At 49.5% G+C, this 17550-nt stretch carries 18 protein-coding genes; 3 read left to right on the top strand and 15 right to left on the bottom strand.

The features are described from left to right. Positions 1–39 precede the first annotated feature (39 nt). A complete protein-coding gene (locus D6024_RS10730; protein ID WP_121354584.1) occupies positions 40–738 on the bottom strand; it encodes a toxin-antitoxin system YwqK family antitoxin in 699 nt (232 codons plus the stop codon). Between the two features lie 49 nt (positions 739–787). On the opposite strand from D6024_RS10730, the gene D6024_RS10725 reads away from it, so the two are divergent. After that, positions 788–3382, top strand: a complete 2595-nt coding sequence (locus D6024_RS10725; RefSeq protein ID WP_121354583.1) for a WD40/YVTN/BNR-like repeat-containing protein — start codon at positions 788–790, stop codon at positions 3380–3382. Positions 3383–3494: 112 nt separating this feature from the next. Here the strand turns inward: D6024_RS10725 and D6024_RS10720 are convergent, their stop codons facing one another. Then, entirely contained in the window at positions 3495–4781 is a 1287-nt protein-coding gene (locus D6024_RS10720; protein WP_121354582.1) for an acetyl-CoA hydrolase/transferase family protein, read from the bottom strand. Between the two features lie 262 nt (positions 4782–5043). Here D6024_RS10720 and D6024_RS10715 point away from each other — a divergent pair, with 262 nt between their 5' ends. After that, the gene (locus D6024_RS10715) at positions 5044–7182 is read left to right on the top strand and encodes an FUSC family protein (protein ID WP_121354581.1); all 2139 of its coding nucleotides are present in this window, start codon (positions 5044–5046) and stop codon (positions 7180–7182) included. Here D6024_RS10715 and aroQ read toward each other — a convergent pair. The 13 genes from aroQ to D6024_RS10650 all read right to left on the bottom strand — a co-directional run bounded on the left by aroQ (position 7156) and on the right by D6024_RS10650 (position 16175). Then, complete coding sequence (gene aroQ / locus D6024_RS10710) at positions 7156–7572, bottom strand: type II 3-dehydroquinate dehydratase (protein WP_121354811.1); 417 nt, start codon at positions 7570–7572, stop codon at positions 7156–7158. The genes D6024_RS10715 and aroQ overlap by 27 nt on opposite strands. A gap of 59 nt (positions 7573–7631) precedes the next feature. Beyond that, positions 7632–8156, bottom strand: a complete 525-nt coding sequence (locus D6024_RS10705; RefSeq protein ID WP_121354580.1) for a GNAT family N-acetyltransferase — start codon at positions 8154–8156, stop codon at positions 7632–7634. A gap of 33 nt (positions 8157–8189) precedes the next feature. Beyond that, positions 8190–9290 (bottom strand): glutamine-hydrolyzing carbamoyl-phosphate synthase small subunit, encoded by a 1101-nt coding sequence (gene carA / locus D6024_RS10700; RefSeq protein ID WP_121354579.1) that lies wholly within the window; start codon positions 9288–9290, stop codon positions 8190–8192. A gap of 127 nt (positions 9291–9417) precedes the next feature. After that, a complete protein-coding gene (gene rplQ / locus D6024_RS10695; protein ID WP_121354578.1) occupies positions 9418–9942 on the bottom strand; it encodes a 50S ribosomal protein L17 in 525 nt (174 codons plus the stop codon). Positions 9943–10135: 193 nt separating this feature from the next. Continuing rightward, on the bottom strand, positions 10136–11137 hold the full coding sequence (locus D6024_RS10690; RefSeq protein WP_121354577.1) for a DNA-directed RNA polymerase subunit alpha: 1002 nt from the start codon (positions 11135–11137) through the stop codon (positions 10136–10138). Positions 11138–11264: 127 nt separating this feature from the next. Continuing rightward, on the bottom strand, positions 11265–11870 hold the full coding sequence (rpsD, locus tag D6024_RS10685; protein ID WP_121354576.1) for a 30S ribosomal protein S4: 606 nt from the start codon (positions 11868–11870) through the stop codon (positions 11265–11267). Between the two features lie 182 nt (positions 11871–12052). Continuing rightward, entirely contained in the window at positions 12053–12454 is a 402-nt protein-coding gene (gene rpsK / locus D6024_RS10680; protein WP_121354575.1) for a 30S ribosomal protein S11, read from the bottom strand. A gap of 213 nt (positions 12455–12667) precedes the next feature. Beyond that, entirely contained in the window at positions 12668–13048 is a 381-nt protein-coding gene (rpsM, locus tag D6024_RS10675) for a 30S ribosomal protein S13 (RefSeq protein WP_121354574.1), read from the bottom strand. Between the two features lie 107 nt (positions 13049–13155). After that, a complete protein-coding gene (ykgO, locus tag D6024_RS10670) occupies positions 13156–13272 on the bottom strand; it encodes a type B 50S ribosomal protein L36 (protein WP_121354573.1) in 117 nt (38 codons plus the stop codon). Between the two features lie 30 nt (positions 13273–13302). Then, positions 13303–13521: a translation initiation factor IF-1 gene (gene infA / locus D6024_RS10665; RefSeq protein WP_121354810.1), complete on the bottom strand. Its 219-nt coding sequence runs from the start codon at positions 13519–13521 to the stop codon at positions 13303–13305. Positions 13522–13623: 102 nt separating this feature from the next. Then, positions 13624–14031, bottom strand: a complete 408-nt coding sequence (locus D6024_RS10660) for a hypothetical protein (protein ID WP_240410011.1) — start codon at positions 14029–14031, stop codon at positions 13624–13626. Positions 14032–14145: 114 nt separating this feature from the next. Further along, positions 14146–14784, bottom strand: a complete 639-nt coding sequence (locus tag D6024_RS10655) for a hypothetical protein (RefSeq protein ID WP_121354572.1) — start codon at positions 14782–14784, stop codon at positions 14146–14148. Positions 14785–15017: 233 nt separating this feature from the next. Then, positions 15018–16175 carry a homogentisate 1,2-dioxygenase gene (locus D6024_RS10650; protein ID WP_121354571.1) on the bottom strand — a complete coding sequence of 386 codons (1158 nt, stop codon included), beginning with the start codon at positions 16173–16175 and terminating at the stop codon, positions 15018–15020. A gap of 259 nt (positions 16176–16434) precedes the next feature. On the opposite strand from D6024_RS10650, the gene D6024_RS10645 reads away from it, so the two are divergent. Beyond that, entirely contained in the window at positions 16435–17466 is a 1032-nt protein-coding gene (locus D6024_RS10645) for an FKBP-type peptidyl-prolyl cis-trans isomerase (RefSeq protein ID WP_162944689.1), read from the top strand. Positions 17467–17550 lie beyond the last annotated feature (84 nt).

Below are 17550 nucleotides of genomic sequence, written 5' to 3'. Positions count from 1 at the left end.
GAACAGCGGCTTTCTTTATCGTATGATCGAATAATTGCATTACCCACCGGTGCTGCCATCCCGGAATTTGACCTTTTTCTTGCCGGAATTCTTTTTTTCGAACTCAACAACCTCTTTGGGTTTGGCAACCTGCTTTTTCTCGGCAGCTTTTTTTGCTGTTGCCGGGTCGCTGCCCTCGGCCGCTGCAACAGCGGTTGTTTCTTCGTCGTCTTTTATTTTCAGCTTATCCAGCACCCACTGTTCCGTCTTTTCCACACGGCCGGTATTGGGATCGTAGTAGCGCCAGAAGCCGTGTTTTACAGAAGGACTTTCCACTTTCACCACTTCGAAGCGAATGATTTTATTCGGGTTGGTCGGGTCGGTCACAGGTATGGTGTCATAGGGATTTTTCGGGTCAATGGCTCGCCAGCTTTCTTCTCGTATCAGGTCTTCCATGTTGTTGTAGTACTGGCAGCGACCATCTTTCTGCCCCCACCGGTAGTTTTCCACGGCCAGTTTGTCGCCCTGCAACGAATAACGAACCCATCGGCCTTCTTTTTTGTCGTTGACAAAATAACCGTCTTCCTCATAACCGCTTTCGCCACGCACCTCGGGCACCTGCACCACCCAGGGACCTTGTTTCCGGCCTTGTAAGTCCACGCGGTTCAGGGTATCACCTTTGACACCGATCAGAAAGTTTTTCCATTGCGCACTGGCACCCAATGAGCAGAACAACAGAATTGAAAACAGGTAACGCATAGTTTAGTAAGTTTGACCCTTCCCCTTTAAACGAAAAAAGACTGCTTTTATGCAATCAAAAGTAAAAATTTGCACCCTACTCTCCCTTTTTCTATCCGTTAGTATTTTGTCAAATGCGCAGGGCAAAGCCACACCGGCAACAGAACGCCAGAAACTGGCACAGCAGCGGGCTGTCCTCGAAAAGGGCTCGCTGCTGAACAGCATTGCCTTTCGCAGCATTGGCCCGACCGTGATGAGCGGCCGTGTGGTGGATATTGACGCCAACCCTACCGACCCAACTGAATTTTATGTCGGCTACGCTTCCGGCGGTGTTTGGTATACACACAACAACGGGCAATCCTTTACTCCCGTTTTTGACAGCACAGAAACCCAGGTCATCGGCGACATTGCCGTGAACTGGAAAACGGGCACCATCTGGGTGGGAACCGGCGAAGTGAACAGCAGCCGTTCTTCCTATGCCGGCATGGGTGTTTATAAAAGCACCGATAAGGGCAAAACCTGGACATGGGCCGGACTCCCCGATTCGCACCACATCGGAAAAATCCAGTTGCATCCAACGGACAACAACGTAGCCTGGGTTGCTGTGTTGGGACATCTCTATTCTCCCAACACGGAACGCGGTGTTTACAAAACCACCGACGGCGGGCAAACATGGAAGAAAACCCTGTACGTGGACGACAATACCGGTGCCGTCGACCTCGATATCAACCCGCAAAATCCTAACGAAGTCTATGCTGCAATGTGGTACCGCACCCGCCGTGCCTGGGACTTTGTAGCGGCCGGCAGCACAACCGGCATCTACAAAAGCACCGATGGTGGCAATACCTGGGCCTCCGTCACAAAAACAGGTTCCGGGTTTCCGCAAAACAACTTGCTGGGAAGAATTGGCATTGCCGTTGCCCCGTCGCAACCACAAACCGTTTATGCCATCGTCGACAACCAGAAAGACCGGCCCGACACGGCCAGGAAAGACACGCTGGTGTATGCCCTGGCCGACCTGAAAAACCTGACCAAAGAGCAATTTGCCCGCCTGGATGAGCGAAAGATCGACACGCTTTTAAAGCGGTATCGCCTGCTCGGAAAATATTCCGCCAAGCAATTGAAAGAGCAGATTGGTACGGGTCAGCTCAAAGCAACAGCCCTGTACGATTATCTCTACATCAACACGGGCTTTGAAGGAACGCCGGTGGGCATGGAAGTCTACCGCAGCGACAACGGCGGCCAGACATGGAAAAAAACGCACGAAAAAGAGCTGCCCAACAACGTCTCTTACGGTTATTATTTTTCGAAGGTCTATGTTTCGCCAACGAACGCCGACAAGATTTTTACGCTGGGCATCGCAGCCGCCGTGTCCTCGGATGGCGGCAAGACATGGAAGAACATGGACAAATCCAACGTGCACTCCGATCACCATGCGCTATGGATCGACCCGGCCCGCGACTCCCACCTGATCAACGGGAATGACGGCGGCGTTAACATCACCTACGACAACGGGGAGCATTGGTTCATTGCCAACTCGCCTGCGGTCGGCCAGTTCTATTCCGTTGTTGCCGACAATGCAAAGCCCTACAATGTGTATGGCGGCTTGCAGGACAACGGCGTTTGGTACGGCCCCTCGACCAACAGGGAAAGTCCGGGTTGGCAATCAAGCGGTGATTATTCGTTCAAGCACATCATGGGTGGCGATGGCATGCAGGTGCAGGTCGACACAAGAGACAACGCAACCACCTACACCGGCTCGCAGTTTGGCAATTATGCCCGTCTCAACAGGATGCAGCCAAGGGGCTCGGCCAGGCGGATCACGCCGCTACACAGCATGGGCGAAAAACCCTATCGCTTCAACTGGCAAACACCTGTTTTGCTTAGCCCGCACAACCAGGACATCGTTTATTTCGGCGGCAACAAATTTTTCCGCTCGATGAACAAAGCCGATACCATGTTTGCCATGGCCGATCTGACCAGAGGCGACAGGGGCGGCAATGTTCCTTACGGCACTATTACCACAATTTCAGAATCACCCCTTCGTTTTGGGCTGCTTTACGCCGGCACGGATGACGGCAATATCCAGGTGTCAAAAGATGGTGGTTATTCCTGGACGCTCGTCAACAACAAAACGTCGAAAGTGGCCGATGCGCCCTTGTCCGCTGGTCTTTGGATCAGCCGTCTCGTAGCGTCCAGGTACAAAGAGCCGCGGGTGTACGCCACGCTGAACGGCTACCGCTTTGATGACTTTGCGCCCTACTTATACGTAAGCGAAGACTTTGGATCAACCTGGACGCAGCTGGGAAAAGATCTCCCGCTGGAATCCATCAACGTTGTGCGGGAAGATCCGAAAAATGAAAACATTTTGTATGTAGGAACCGATGGCGGCTTGTATGTGAGCTTCAACCGCGGTCAAACCTTTATGCTCTGGAACGGCGGCCTGCCGAAAGCCGTGCCGGTGCACGATATTGCCATACAGGAAAGAGAGAACGAAATTGTTTTGGGGACGCACGGCCGCAGTCTTTACATTGCCAAGCTGGACGATGTGCAGGGTCTGCAAAAGGACCGTGACTGGCTGAAGAAAAAAGCCGAAAAAGAAAAAGGCAAGCCGAAGCCCAAAGTGGAAGACGACGATGTTGACCTGGCGGGTGAGGTGGATTAAAGGAAAACGATTTACGTTTTCGGCTATACGCTTTTAGTAAGAAGTCAAAATTCAAAAGTCAAAGTTGGTGATTTGTTCTACGCCTTTGACTTTTGAATTTTGACTTTTTCTTTTAAAAGACCTTGAACCGTTCGAAGCAAGCCTTCTCCAGACCTTCACGGTCGTCGGGGTGCGAGATGCCGATCAGCGCCTTGGCCCGCTGGCGCAAATTCTTTCCGTAGAGGTAGGCAATGCCATATTCCGTCACAACATAATGCACGTGTGCCCGTGTCGTGACGACGCCGGCTCCTTGCTTTAGAAACGGCACAATACGGGGAACACCTTTGGCTGTGCGGGAGGGCATAGCAATGATTGGCTTTCCGCCTTCGCTCAGTGCTGCCCCCCGCATAAAATCCATTTGTCCGCCTACGCCGGAATACTGGTAGGTCCCGATCGAATCGGAACAAACCTGGCCGGTGATGTCGATCTCGATGGCACTGTTGATGGCAACCATCCTGTTATTACGGCGGATGATGTGCGGATCGTTGACATAGTCAATGTCCAAAAACTGGAAGGCCGGGTTGTCGTTCACATAATCGTAGAGGCGCCTGGTGCCGAGTGCAAAGCCGACCACACCTTTGTTGGGATGTATTTTCTTGTACTTGTTATTGATGATATCTCGTTCAACAAGATCCACAATTCCATCGCTGCACATTTCGGTATGCATGCCCAGGTCTTTGTGGTTGGCCAATAATTTCAGCACCGCATCGGGGATTGACCCGATTCCCATTTGCAGGGTACTGCGGTCTTCGATCAGGTTGGCCACAAATTCGCCGATCCGCATTTCCTCCGGTCCTACCTTTTCCGCAAAGCGGGCTTCGTACAACGGCTCGTTGCATTCTACCATGGCATAAAACCGGCTGGAATGAATCAAGCCGTCGCCATGGGTGCGTGGCACATTGGGATTGACCTGTGCGATGACGTATTTGGCGGTGTTGACGGCCGACCGGGCAACGTCAACCGAAACGCCCAGTGAGCAGTAGCCGTGCTGGTCGGGAGGCGACACCTGCACGAGGGCCACATCGATGGGCAGGATGCCCTGCATAAACAGGTTGGGGATCTCGCTCAGGAAAACGGGCACGTAGTCGGCGCGGCCTTCTCTTACATCATCGCGGACGGAGGCCGATACAAACAGCGAATTGATCTTAAAACTCTTTGCCAGTTCCGGCTTATCAACATGAATGTCGCCGTACACCGTGATAAAGACCAGTTCAACACCGTTCAGCCGGGGTGCCTGTTTGGCCAGTTCACGCAATAAACAGGTAGGGGTTTGTGCACTTCCCTGCACAAACACGCGGTTGCCGGATTGGATCACGGCCAGGGCTTCTTCAGCAGATTTATAAACAACAGGAATTTTCATATGTCTTGCAAAGAGAAGCAAATGAAACCGCCCGGTGCGTGACTGTCATCGTTTGAAAAAATGAGATAGATCAGTTACTGCCGGCAACAAAATCAGAGAGAAAGTTACAGCAAATGCGGTGTTAACAAAAGGAGTCGCCACGAGTAAAATAATGGCATATAAAATGCACCAATTCGCCTTTTTCAACTACACGGGGAGCGCTTCGGCAGTTGTCGTTAATTTTAAGCGATTCAAGACCGGTATTTTTCCAACAAGGTGACGTATGAAGAACAGGACATTTCGGGATGTACAATATTTTTTTTACAGCCAGTCTTTCGCCGACGGTTTGCGGGCTGTGGTAGCCATCCTTCTGCCTGCCATAATAGGGGCGCAGACAGGAAACTTCGAAACCGGCCTAGCCGTATCGCTGGGTGCCCTTTGCGTAAGCCTTACCGATGCCCCCGGACCTTTTTTGAACAAGCGAAACGGGATGCTCTTTTGTACCCTATTTGTTTTTGTTGTCGCTGTACTCACAGGCTTTGCCAACGCAAGCCCCTGGCTGATGGGAATCGAGGTAGCAGTGGTTTGTTTTTTCTTTTCCATGTTCGTGGTCTATGGCGCACGGGCGACAGGTGTAGGTAGTGCTGCTATCCTGGTCATGATCCTGATGATGGACAAACCGCTTCCGGCCGCGAACGTGCTGTCGCATGCCATCGCTATTTTGGCCGGCGGCCTTTTTTACCTCGTTTTGAGTTTGCTTCTGCACCAGCTTCGGCCCTACCGGCATGCACAACGGGTGCTGGGTGAATGCATCCTGGAAATTGCCAACTACCTTTCTATCCGGGCCGACTTTTACAACACGAAAACAGACCATGAAACAGATTATAAACGTCTTGTGACCCAGCAGGTGATTGTGAATGAAAAACAGGATCTCGTTCGCGAAGTTTTTTTCAAGACAAGGCAAATCGTGGAAGAGTCGACCGACGACAGCCGCAAACTGGTGTTTGCGTTCATAGAAACAGTCGATCTTTTCGAAGACATTACAGCGGCTTACTACGACTACCGATCGTTACGATCCGTGTACAGCGGCACCGGGGCCTTGGACCACATTCATAATTCGCTGAAAAAGGTTGTCGCTGAATTGCAGGCCGTGGGCCTAGCGATTTTAGGCAATACTTCGTTTGAAAAAAGCTTCGACTACGACGAAGAGATCAAGGAACTGAAGCGAAAGATCGATGCTATCGGAACGTTTGAGGCTTCGCACCGGCTGGTGCTGAAAAAAATCATTGTCAACATCCGGAACCTGCTTTCCGACCTGGACAAAATAGAGCAGTATTTTACGCCGGGAATCAAGCGAAAAAAAACGGGTGTGGACCATTCGCATTTCGTCACCCATCAACCGCTCGATCCAAAGATTTTTGTCAACAACCTGAACCTGCAGTCATCCGCCTTCCGGCATTCCATCCGCGTATGCATTGCCTGTATCCTTGGCTATTTGCTGATCAAAATTTTGCATTATGGCAATCACAGCTACTGGGTGCTGATGACCATTGCCTTTATGTTGAAACCGGCGTTCAGCTTAACCAAACAACGCAACATTGAACGCATCGTCGGGACATTGATCGGTGGATTGTTTGGCATTGGTGTGCTGTTACTGATCCATGACAAACATGTTTTGTTCGTGATGATGGTGGTGTTGATGATCGGCACCTACTCATTCATGCGAATCAATTACCTGGCAATGGTCCTTTTTACCACACCGTATATCCTCATTCTTTTTTCCTTCCTTGGCGCGGAATACAGGTTCGTTGCGGGGGAGCGCCTGCTGGATACGGTGATTGGATGTGCCATTGCGTTTACAACCAGCTATCTGCTCTTCCCCAGGTGGGAAGCAGAGCATTTGAAACCCTATATGCAGGAAATTGTAAAAGCGAACGCCATGTACCTGCACAAGATTGTTCAAGCTCTTTCGGGCCAGCAAATAAGCACGCTTGAGTACAAGCTGGCAAGAAAAGAAGTTTACCTCCATTCGGCAAATCTCTCGGCCGCCTTCGACCGCATGCTGTCGGAGCCAAAAAGCAAGCAAAGCTCACAGTCGCAGGTGCAGCAGTTCGTGGTGCTCAATCATATTTTGTTTTCCAACATTGCAAACATTGCCACCTCGCTGCTCTCCCACGAAACCAAACCCTACCCGGTTGAACTATTTCAGCTTGCCAAAAAATCCTTTTGCAAACTGCAGGAAAGCCTCAGGAAATTTGGCGAAGCAGATCTTGTAAAACTGCCGGAAGAGCCGGTTAATGCCATGTCTTCCGCCAGTGCAGACGATGCGCTGATCCGGGAACAGCTCAATTTTATTTACACCATCAGCAAAGACATCGACAAAATCACAACGGCTTTATTGAAGGAGCCAAATCAGGGCTAGCTCATATCCTTTCAGACCCAGGCCAATGATGCTGCCGACCGACTTACCCGACACATGCGAGAGTTTGCGAAAATCTTCCCGTGCATGAACATTGGAGATGTGCACTTCCACCACCGGCGCCTTGATGGCAGCGATGGCGTCGCCAATGGCAACGGAGGTATGCGTGTAGCCGCCGGGGTTCATGATGATGCCGTCGTATTCAAACCCGACCCGTTGCAGTTCGTTAATCAGTTCCCCTTCGATGTTGCTCTGAAAATAGGTGAACTCGATCTGGGGATATTTGGCCTTTAATTCCAGCAGGTAGCCTTCAAAGGACTCGCTGCCATAAACCTCGGGCTCACGCTTGCCAAGGAGATTCAAATTGGGACCGTTGATGATGGAAATTTTCATATTACCACGAATGTAAGACAGGAAGAACCGGAATTGCATGAAGTCGTTTCCGGAAAAATTCACGCAGGCAGCAGGGCATAAATGAGCAAGCTGATATACCTGTCGCCTTTTATTTCGCAATCCTTCATTTTGCCTTCAAATGCAAACCCGGCTTTTTCCAGGACGCGACTGCTTGCACTGTTCCCCTCTTCCACAAATGCTTCCAGGCGATGGATGCCTATCTCGTCTTTGCAGTAGGCCACAACGGGAATCAATGCTTCGGAAATCAAACCTTTGTTCCAATACTGCGGGAGAAGCCAAAATCCGATTTCTGCCTTCCGGTGTTCGGGCTTGAAAAAATAATAGGCGATCACGCCCATTTTACAGCCCGATTGCTTATCGACGATTTTCCATGCAACACCTGTCTGCTCTTTGTAAATTGTCGCATACCAGTCCATTTGTCTTTTGGATTCTTCGAAAGTCGAATAGCGAACACCGTAAAAAGGGATCACTTCAGGGTGACTTAAGCCCTCGAAAATAAACGGCTGGTCGTCCGGCTCGATGGACTGAAGCAACAATCGTTCGGTTGACAAAAAGGGAAACATAAAAAAATCCCGCAGGTTCTGCGGGATATAAATTTAGGCATTGTGCTCTTTGATCAGTTGGATGAAATCATCAAACAGGTAACGGCTGTCGTGCGGGCCGGGTGTACTTTCGGGGTGATACTGCACCGAGAAAGCAGGCTTGCCCTTCACACGAATTCCTTCAATAGAACTGTCATTCAGGTTGACATGCGTAATCTCGATATGGTCGGCATTCTTCACGGCTTCAGGATCTACGCCAAACCCGTGGTTTTGTGTCGTGATTTCGCAACGACCGGTCAGGATATTCTTTACCGGGTGATTTAGCCCGCGGTGCCCGTGGTGCATTTTGAAAGTCGGAATGTCATTGGCAAGGGCCAGCAACTGGTGACCGAGGCAAATGCCAAAAGTCGGCTTGTCTTCCTGTAAAATATCTTTTACCGTTTGTACGGCATAATCCATGGATGCGGGATCTCCCGGGCCACTGGAAATGAAATATCCGGCCGGGTTAAATGTTTTTAATTCTTCCAGTGATGTTTTTGCCGGGAATACTTTGATGTGTACGCCTCTTTCGACGAAACAGTTCAGGATGTTGCGCTTGGTGCCGTAATCCAGCACGGCCACCTTGATGGGAGAATTGGTATCGCCCAGCTCATACGCCACATTTGTACTGACAACCGAAGCCAGCTCCAGGCCGTCCATGTCAGGCACTTCTTTAAGCTTATTCTTCAATACCTCCGCATCGAGGATTTCAGATGAAATAATGCAGTTCATGGCGCCTTTGCTGCGGATGTGGGCAACTAGTGCCCGGGTATCCACGCCTTCAATGGCGACAATGTTTTGCTTTTTCAGGTATTCGTCCAGCGAACCTTTTGCCTGCCGCCGGGAAAACAGTTCTTCCAGGTTCCGGCCAATCAACCCTTTAATCTTGATGCTGTCACTCTCCACGTCTTCGTCTTTCACACCGTAGTTGCCGATGTGCACATTGTTCATGATCAGCACCTGGCCATAATAGCTGGGATCGGTAAAAACTTCCTGGTAGCCGGTCATGCCTGTATTGAAACAGATTTCACCGCCGGTTGTACCAATGGCGCCAAATGCTTGTCCGTAACAAGTGGTGCCATCTTCTAAAACTAAAACTGCTTGTCGTTGCTCCATGTCCGTAAAAAATTATGCAAAGAAAAACATTCAAGAAATACACCAACGTTAAACTTCTTCACCGGGTGTCAATAAAAAAAGGCATTCATCAAACGATGAATGCCCTTGTATTGCGACTGTGCAATCATTAGCTGGGTTGTTGCTCGGTTGCTTCCGGTGCTTCTGTTGCTGGCGCTTCCGGCGTAGCGGTTGCTTCCGGCGCAGTTGTGTCAGCGGCTTTCTTGCGGCTGCCACCGGCACGACGGGTACGTTTTGCACCTTCTTTTTTCTCGGTCTTCGCTTTACCGTAAACTTCGTTGAAGTCAACCAGTTCGATCATCGCCATTTCGGCGTTATCACCAGGACGGGTGCCCAGTTTGATAACGCGGGTGTAACCACCGGGGCGGCCGGCAATTTTTTCAGCGATTGTGCTGAACAATTCCGTAACGGCAGCTTTGTCCTGCAGGTAAGAGAACACCACACGACGCTGGTGTGTTTCGTTCTTCTTTGCTTTGGTAATCAGCGGCTCGGCATACACACGCAGTGCTTTTGCTTTGGCCAAAGTGGTAACGATACGCTTGTGCTGAATGAGGGCACAAGTCAGGTTGCTTAACAACGACTCGCGGTGTGCTTTCTTCCGTCCGAGGTTGTTGATTTTGTCTCCGTGACGCATGACGTTTTAAAGTTTGGAGTTTGGGGTTTGGAGTTTGGAGTTGATGTTCTATCGCTCATCTTCCCTTTACTTGCCGCCTTCAAACAAGTGAGTAAATATTCGGCTGCACCGTGTCAAGGACTTGCAGCCTACGTTTATGAAAAGTGCAAATGCGAAATTCATTTCCAGATTTTCACACTTGCACAATTGCTAATTAGAAATCATCTTTATCCACACCCAGTTTGCTGAGGTCCATACCGAAGTGCAGGCCTCTTTCGTGCAATACCTGTTCGATCTCGCTCAGCGACTTCTGACCGAAGTTGCGGAACTTCATCAGGTCTTCCTGCTCGTACTGAACCAGTTCGCTCAGGGAGTTGATCTTGGCTGCTTTCAGACAGTTGAAGGCACGTACGGAAAGATCGAGGTCTTCCAGTGGCGTCTTCAACACCTTGCGCAGTTGCAGGGTCTGCTCATCAACGATGTCTTCTTTCTTCTCCTCTTTGGTGTCGAAAGTGATGTTCTCGTCGGTGATGATCATCAGGTGCTGGATGAGGATGCGGGACGCTTGCTTCACCGCTTCTTCCGGGTGAATGGTACCGTCGGTGGTCACTTCCATCACAAGTTTCTCGTAGTCGGTGCGCTGCTCCACACGGGTGTTCTCGATGCTGTATTTCACATTCTTGATCGGCGTGTAGATGGCATCAACCGGGATGTAACCCAGGGGTGCATCTTTCGGCTTGTTCTCTTCTGCCGGAACATAACCACGGCCTTTGCCGATAGATATTTCAATGTCCAGTGTTGTGGAAGGGTCCAGCGTGCAGATCAGCAACTCGGGGTTCATGATCTGGAACGACTGTGTGCCTTCGGCAAACATGCCGGCAGTGAGTTCACCGCGGTTCTTTATCGAAAGAGAAATCTTTTCTGTTTGGACGTCGTGGTCGACAACCTTTTTCAACCGGACCTGTTTCAGGTTCAGGATGATTTCAACCACGTCTTCAGAAACACCTTTGATCGTTGCGAACTCGTGGTCGACACCTTCAATCCGCACACCTACGATTGCATACCCTTCCAAAGAAGACAGCAATACACGACGCAAGGCATTTCCGATGGTCACGCCATAGCCAGGCTCCAGCGGGCGGAATTCGAACTGCGCTTCAAAGTCAGTTACTTTTTGAAGAACGATTTTGTCGGGCTTCTGAAAATTTAAAATTGCCATTATTCTTTCAGATTTAAAGTGTTTTTAATTCAGGTGAAACGTGAGAAGTGAAACGAGAAACAGGAGTGATTGATCGGGTTAAATGCCTTTTCAGTTACACGTCTGCCGTTTACCGTTTCACGTCTTATTACTTAGAATACAATTCCACGATCAGCTGCTCCTTGATGTTTTCTGGAACGGCTTCTCTTTCAGGATACGCAATGAAAGTACCCTGCAGTTCGGTCTCATTCCAGTCAACCCAGGTAAATTTCGGGTTGCGGCCACGTACGTGGCTTGTGATTGCCGTGTTGTCTTTTGCCTTGTCACGCAACGCAACGACATCACCGGGTTTCAGTTGAAACGAAGGAATGTTCACCACTTCACCGTTAACAGTAACGTGTTTGTGGCTTACTAACTGGCGGGCAGCAGGACGGCTTGGAGCGATACCCATGCGGAACACGGTATTGTCCAAACGAGCTTCCAGTAATTTGATCAGGTTTTCACCGGTAACACCTTTCCGACGTGAGGCTTCTTCAAAGGTTTTGCGGAATTGCTTTTCCAGAACACCGTAGGTGTACTTGGCTTTTTGCTTTTCACGCAGCTGAAGTGCGTATTCTCCCAGGGTCTTGCGCTTGCGCTGTGCGCCGTGCTGACCGGGAGGGTTAGAATTCTTGCCTAACCATTTGCCATTGCCCAGGATGGGCTCACCGAAAATGCGGGAAATTTTGGTCTTGGGACCATTGTAACGTGCCATATTGTTTATTTCATTTCCGCTTTTTAGAAACCGGTGCGTTCATCGTTGAAAGCGGTAAAAATTAATGAAGCACCCTTTGATTAAATGAAACCTTATTGGCTCAAAATATGTCTGATGTTGAATGCTAAATGATGAATGTTGAATTGAAAAACCATTCAACATTCATCATTTAAAATTTAGCATTAAACTCTTCTCTTCTTGGGAGGACGGCAACCGTTGTGTGGCAGCGGGGTAACGTCTTTGATCGATGTTACTTCGATACCTGATTGAGCGAGTGCACGGATGGCACTTTCTCTACCGGCGCCGGGGCCTTTTACAAATACATCCACTCTTTTCACACCGGCGTCGATCGCTACTTTCGAAGCGTCGCTGGAAGCCATTTGGGCGGCATAGGGAGTGTTCTTCTTCGAACCCTTGAAACCCATTTTACCGGCACTGCTCCAGGAGATCACCTGGCCTTGCTTGTTGGTGATAGAGATGATTAAGTTGTTGAACGTTGCGTTGATGTGGGCATCGCCGTAGGCATCAACCTTTACAATCCTTTTTTTCGCAGCGGCTTTTGCGCTTTGCTGTGCTTTTGCCATGATACTTTCAGGTAATCGTTTGTTGTTAGTTACTTATCCTGCTTTCGCAGAACCCAAATCAACCCTCCACGTGCACCCCGCATCCGTAATTGACCTGGTATTATCCGGTGCATATAGAAAAGCTACAAGCTTCAAGCGATCAGCTTCAGGATATACAGCTCAAAATGGCCTGTCGATCTTGCAGCTTGCAGCTCGAAGCTTGCGGCTTCATTCTTATTTCTTCGGCGCCTTCTTCTTACCAGCAACCGTTTTGCGCTTACCCTTACGAGTGCGGCTATTGGTCTTGGTACGCTGACCTCTTACCGGTAAACCTTTACGGTGGCGAAGTCCACGGTAGCAAGCGATATCCAGCAAACGCTTGATGTTCATTTGCACTTCCGAACGCAGGGCACCCTCTACTTTCAGTTCGTCTGTGATGGTACCACGGATAGCTGCCAGTTCATCATCATTCCATTCATTCACTTTCTTGTTTCTGTCAATGCTGTGTTTGTCCAGAATGTAACGGGCAGTGGAAGGGCCAATACCAAAGATGTAGGTAAGACCGATTTCGCCTCTTTTGTTTTTTGGTAAGTCAACGCCGGCAATACGAGCCATAAATTATTAACTGTTTTACTTTAAAAATTTAAAAGCCTCAAGCTGTCGGCTACAAGCATCAAGCACTGGTTGCTTGCGGCTAATAGCTTGTCGCTTGCAGCTACACATTATCCTTGTCTTTGCTTGTAGCGAGGGTTCTTTTTGTTAATCACGTAAAGCTTCCCTTTGCGGCGCACGATCTTGCAATCTGCGCTTCTTTTTTTGATAGATGCTCTAACTCTCATAGTTATGTTTTTTGGCTTGCGCCGTAAAGCTTATTTATATCTGAATATGATTCGACCCCTCGACAGGTCGTAAGGGCTCATTTCCACCCCTACTTTGTCGCCCGGCAAAATCCGTATGTAGTTCATTCTCATCTTTCCCGAGATCGTCGCCAGAATTTCATGGCCGTTTTCAAGCTTTACCCTGAACATTGCGTTGGACAAAGCCTCGATAATCGTTCCGTCCTGTTTAATTAATGGCTGTTTTGACATACAGAATTTGGAGGCGCGAAGATATAGGATTTCAGACAGAAAATAAAAAGAGCAGAATTTTTCCTGCTCTTTTCCCCTATATTTTGCCAAATTTTTAAGAAGTCAGGCCGTCTCTACCCGCTCCAGCGGCACTTTGGTCATCTGGAGGTGGTGATTTTGCAGCTCGTGCAAATAGAGCGGATGGTGAAAAACGCGGTGATCTTCCCGGTACCAAAGCTCAAGATTGGTGTAGTTGCCGGGGTCATGCACCAAAATGCGGAAGGCGCCTTTTTTGAACTTGATCCCCTCGTCCGTCGCTTCTTTTTCGAAGCCAAGAATGTTTACCAGTCTCTCTTCGGTCATGGAAACCGGGATTAGCTGTTCGGGGTTGTACCAGAATTCCTGGATGCCATTGTCAACCTCTGCCATATTTTCCTCCCGGTCCACATCGGTTACAACACCGTCACGCTCCACTCCTTCATCGATTACGCGTATAACATCGCCTTCTTTTAAGTCTGAGATTTTAATCATAACCGTGATTTATTTCGTTCTAAAATAGCCAAAAAACAAACTTGGCCAAACAGCCTTCCTGCAAATAAAAAGCCGGGGTGATGCCCCGGCCGGAAATTTTCGTAACGTGCCCGGTCAGTCGACCGCGTACGGAAACTTTTTTGTTGCATTGCGCATCAGGGCGTCTACCAGTTTGGTGGTGGAAGAACCCACTGAGCCCGAAGCTTCGTAATCGTATTTCCAAAGGAGGTTGCCCGAGCCACCATCGTGGATGTTGATGGTGGTCGCCACTTTATTGGTATTGCCCCAGGCGCCGACCAGCAGGCCCACCGCAACCGCGGCACCTTCCGACATGGGCTTTTCCATGTTCAGGCGGTCCTGCATCACGGCGTCCACACCCAGTATTTTGGCCAGCCTGGCACGATCGGTTGTTTTTAAATCCGCATAGGAAATCCCGGCGTCTTTCAGCAGGCCATTCGTTTTAATCACATCCTGGAAGGTCACCGTGTAATGAAACTTTTCGCCCCGCCGCAAAAACCATCCCTGCATTTTCTCCTGTACATCGTATGCGGTTTTGATGCGCATGTCTTCCAACTGCTCGGCCGTCATGCTTTTGGTTTGATTGGGCCGCAATTGCATCGTCACTTCTGCCGGGAGAATGGCTACGGTCTTGTGCCGGGTTAACGCACTGGAAAAATCGGTGGATTTGTAAATCTGGGGACCGCAACTGGCCAAGAGAACAAGGGCAAGAGCGGCATCTAGCATTTTTTTCATGAGCAATAAGTTTGATTTGCCCAAAACTACCGGCCCCCACTCTTGCTAAAAACGGGATTGCGACTGAACCCGCAAAAGCATGAATTCAACTGGCAAAAGCTGGGTTGAATTGAGTGGCCATCGTTTCTGCAACCAGTCAAAAATCAAAAGGCAAAACCGGCGCCTCCTGGCTGCAAAAATTTTTTCGATTTTTTGACTGCAGGCGTAAGGAGTTTATCAAACCAGCTCGCTGATCATTCCGCCCAGCTCATGACATAGTCTTCGTTCTCGATTTCCAGTGCCTGCTTCGTCAGCATCAGCGGGTGAAAAGTATCGACCATGACGGCCAGTTCTTTTGTTTCCCTGGCGCCGATACTTTTCTCCACGGCACCCGGATGCGGTCCGTGCGGAATGCCGGCAGGGTGCAGTGTGATCATGCCGCGGGTCACGTTTTTCCGGCTCATGAAGTCGCCGTCCACATAATACAACACTTCATCACTGTCGATGTTGCTGTGATTGTACGGGGCCGGGATCGACTGCGGGTGATAATCAAACAGGCGGGGCACAAAAGAACAAACCACGAAATTATTGGCCTCAAAGGTTTGATGCACCGGCGGCGGTTGGTGAACCCTGCCGGTAATCGGCTCAAAATCGTGGATCGAAAAAGCAAAGGGATAACAACTGCCATCCCAGCCGATCACATCAAACGGGTGGCCGGCGTAATGAATATTGTATAGAACGCCCCGCTTCTTGGTTTTCACCATAAAATCCCCGCGTTCGGTGTGGGTTTCCAGGCTTTGCGGCGGACGGATATCGCGTTCGCAATAGGGCGAATGTTCGAGCAGTTGACCGTATTTGCTCAGGTAGCGTTTTGGAAACCGGATGGGACTATGGGATTCGACAATAAACAAACGGTTGGCTTCGTCGTTGAAATGGATCTGGTAAATTGTTCCCCGCGGGATGACAAGGTAATCGCCATAGGCAAATGGCAGCTCACCATACATAGTTTTCAACACGCCGCTGCCTTCGTGTACAAACAGCATCTCGTCGGAATCGGCATTTTTGTAGAAATAAGCTGTCATGCTTTGCTGCGGCGCCGCCAGCACAATGTGCACGTCGTTGTTGACCAGAACAGGTACGCGGCTGTCGAGAAAATCCTTCGCCGGCTTGACCTTAAATCCCTCAAAGCTTCGGTGACTTAACATTTTTTCTTCGGCGATCTTCGGTGCCACGTCAACCGGCTTTTCGGTTTTGATGATCTGCGTGGGCGGATTGACATGGTACAGCAGGGAATAATCGTTGGAAAAACCCTCCGTGGAAAATAACTGCTCGGAGTACAGGCCGCCATCGGGCTTGCGAAACTGTGTGTGGCGTTTGTGCGGTATCTCACCTAATTTATAGTAGTAAGGCATGTGGGGAATGTGCTAATGGGATAATTTGATAATGTGATAATTGATTGTTGGGAAATATCAGCCGGACTGTCAAAAGCCAGAAGCGGATACGAAAGCGCCAGCTTGTTCAGCAGGAAGACATACTTCCACTTTCGTTTGTCAATCCAGTACATAAAGTTCCTGTGAAACAGCATAGAGATATTCTCTTCCAAATTTAGACTTAATTGGATTGCAAAAGAGAAGGTTCAATTTCAGTATGTTTGACCGGCAATCATTTGCCATGAAGAAATACCTGTCTTTCCTTCTTTTCCTCCTTGCGCACATTTGCACGTATGCCGCGGGCAGAGATTCTACGGTTCGTTATGAAATACCGGATTCGGTAAAAGCCGTATCGTTTTTGGCGGATGTCGCACTGCAACCTTTTACATCTGGGAAAGAAGTCGTTGCCGGAATTGAAACAGAACCGGTGCGACTTTTACTGAAAGCAAAAAAGAACAAAAGGCAGGTGGTTTTTGCATTTCCGCAATCAGCCGTTGTCGTTTCTTTTGGACTCGGTACCCGCATGAAGAGAGGCGAATTAACATGGACATACAATGAAGCCACTAACCTGCCCTACAAATTCATGCTGGCTTCAGCCACTGACTCTGCGGAGAACTTTTCCCTGTACTCCGCTTATCTCTGGTTGCCGGCAGAAAAGAAATGGAAACTGATCGGCACCTGCAAGATCAGCGGGCAGTGGAACACGCTGAAGAGTGCATCGTCTTTTGTCCATTCGGCCGGGAAAGTGCCCCCACAGGCCTCCATTACCAATGCCTGGTGCCAGCGCAGCAACGGTACGTGGAAAGCGCTGGACGAGAGCCGGCAAGCCAGCCCGGTTGTGAACCTGGCGTCGCATGTGGACAGCCTGCAACAATTCCAACTGGAGAAGGCGCAAATCGAAAAAGGCATTGCCGGCGGTCAAACGGATGTCAAAAACAATATCGAAGGCGTTTATTACACAATCCTCCGGCAAGGAACGGGACGGCAGGTCGCTCTCACCGATACCGTTACGGTTTATTACAAAGGATCTCTTTTCAGTAACGGGCAGGTATTCGACCAGACAAAGGACAAACCGGCCACGTTCCCGCTCAACCGCCTGATCAAAGGCTGGCAAATTGCTGTTCCGTTACTGAAAGTCGGGGGTAAAATAAAAAGCGTCATTCCATCTGCCCTGGCTTACTCTATCCGCACCAGGGCGGCAAAAATTCCGCCGAACAGCATTCTTGTTTTTGAAGTGGAAGTACTGGATGCGAAACCCGCAACCGCCCTTTAATGAGAGCAGAATATTTTCGATTGTCTGCACGACAGGGAGCAACGATAACAGCATTCTATAATCTCCACGCAAGTGTTCCGGAAA

The organism is Flavisolibacter nicotianae, from assembly GCF_003628535.1.
Lineage (GTDB): Bacteria > Bacteroidota > Bacteroidia > Chitinophagales > Chitinophagaceae > Flavisolibacter > Flavisolibacter nicotianae.
The sequence above is the reverse complement of the archived record's forward strand: the minus strand, read 5'-3'. Positions and strand labels throughout refer to the sequence as shown.

Bases quoted from the DNA above. Each gene is read 5' to 3' on its own strand.
- D6024_RS10730 (WP_121354584.1), bottom strand. From the start codon at position 738: ATGCGTTACCTGTTTTCAATTCTGTTGTTCTGCTCATTGGGTGCCAGT.
- D6024_RS10725 (WP_121354583.1), top strand. From the start codon at position 788: ATGCAATCAAAAGTAAAAATTTGCACCCTACTCTCCCTTTTTCTATCC.
- D6024_RS10720 (WP_121354582.1), bottom strand. From the start codon at position 4,781: ATGAAAATTCCTGTTGTTTATAAATCTGCTGAAGAAGCCCTGGCCGTG.
- D6024_RS10715 (WP_121354581.1), top strand. From the start codon at position 5,044: ATGAAGAACAGGACATTTCGGGATGTACAATATTTTTTTTACAGCCAG.
- aroQ (WP_121354811.1), bottom strand. From the start codon at position 7,572: ATGAAAATTTCCATCATCAACGGTCCCAATTTGAATCTCCTTGGCAAG.
- D6024_RS10705 (WP_121354580.1), bottom strand. From the start codon at position 8,156: ATGTTTCCCTTTTTGTCAACCGAACGATTGTTGCTTCAGTCCATCGAG.
- carA (WP_121354579.1), bottom strand. From the start codon at position 9,290: ATGGAGCAACGACAAGCAGTTTTAGTTTTAGAAGATGGCACCACTTGT.
- rplQ (WP_121354578.1), bottom strand. From the start codon at position 9,942: ATGCGTCACGGAGACAAAATCAACAACCTCGGACGGAAGAAAGCACAC.
- D6024_RS10690 (WP_121354577.1), bottom strand. From the start codon at position 11,137: ATGGCAATTTTAAATTTTCAGAAGCCCGACAAAATCGTTCTTCAAAAA.
- rpsD (WP_121354576.1), bottom strand. From the start codon at position 11,870: ATGGCACGTTACAATGGTCCCAAGACCAAAATTTCCCGCATTTTCGGT.
- rpsK (WP_121354575.1), bottom strand. From the start codon at position 12,454: ATGGCAAAAGCACAGCAAAGCGCAAAAGCCGCTGCGAAAAAAAGGATT.
- rpsM (WP_121354574.1), bottom strand. From the start codon at position 13,048: ATGGCTCGTATTGCCGGCGTTGACTTACCAAAAAACAAAAGAGGCGAA.
- ykgO (WP_121354573.1), bottom strand. From the start codon at position 13,272: ATGAGAGTTAGAGCATCTATCAAAAAAAGAAGCGCAGATTGCAAGATC.
- infA (WP_121354810.1), bottom strand. From the start codon at position 13,521: ATGTCAAAACAGCCATTAATTAAACAGGACGGAACGATTATCGAGGCT.
- D6024_RS10660 (WP_240410011.1), bottom strand. From the start codon at position 14,031: ATGATTAAAATCTCAGACTTAAAAGAAGGCGATGTTATACGCGTAATC.
- D6024_RS10655 (WP_121354572.1), bottom strand. From the start codon at position 14,784: ATGAAAAAAATGCTAGATGCCGCTCTTGCCCTTGTTCTCTTGGCCAGT.
- D6024_RS10650 (WP_121354571.1), bottom strand. From the start codon at position 16,175: ATGCCTTACTACTATAAATTAGGTGAGATACCGCACAAACGCCACACA.
- D6024_RS10645 (WP_162944689.1), top strand. From the start codon at position 16,435: ATGAAGAAATACCTGTCTTTCCTTCTTTTCCTCCTTGCGCACATTTGC.